The organism is Candidatus Krumholzibacteriia bacterium, assembly GCA_030748535.1.
Classification (GTDB): domain Bacteria; phylum Krumholzibacteriota; class Krumholzibacteriia; order JACNKJ01; family JACNKJ01; genus JASMLU01.
This window is the reverse complement of the sequence record JASMLU010000037.1, coordinates 1-505: the sequence shown is the minus strand read 5'-3', so window position 1 is coordinate 505 and position 505 is coordinate 1. Positions and strand designations below refer to the sequence as shown.

The 505-nt window shown below is 36.6% G+C and carries 1 protein-coding gene; it reads right to left on the bottom strand.

What is annotated here, in order from left to right; all coding sequences use genetic code 11:
• On the bottom strand, positions 1–505 hold a 505-nt coding region (locus QGH30_09800), incomplete at both ends, for an aminotransferase class V-fold PLP-dependent enzyme (protein MDP7022616.1).

Genomic DNA, 505 nt, shown 5'->3' with positions numbered 1-505 from the left:
TAATTGGATTAATTGTGCCTAATGTATTTGAAGTGTGGGTTATCGAGATTAACTTTGTTTGATCATTTAACATGCCCTCCAAATGATCCAGTTTAATTTCACCAAGTTCATTGATTGGAATTACTTTCAAATTGGCACCGGTTTTTAGGCTGAGTTCTTGCCAGGGAACAATATTGGAATGGTGTTCCATGGTTGAGATTAATATTTCATCTCCTTCGCCAATAGATTTTGATAGTGAGCTTGCCAGGATATTAATTGATTCCGTTGTGCCTCTTGTGAAAACAATTTCATTGGAAGAGTTTGCGTTGATAAATTGAGCAATCTTCGATCGTGATTGTTCGTATAATTCTGTTGCTCTGACACTCAGAGTGTGAACACCTCTGTGGACATTTGAATGGTCTTTATTGTAATAATTACAGATGGCATCAATGACAGCTTTTGGTTTTTGTGTAGATGCTGCATTGTCTAAATAGGCTAACGGAGCACCATTAATTTCTTGATCAAG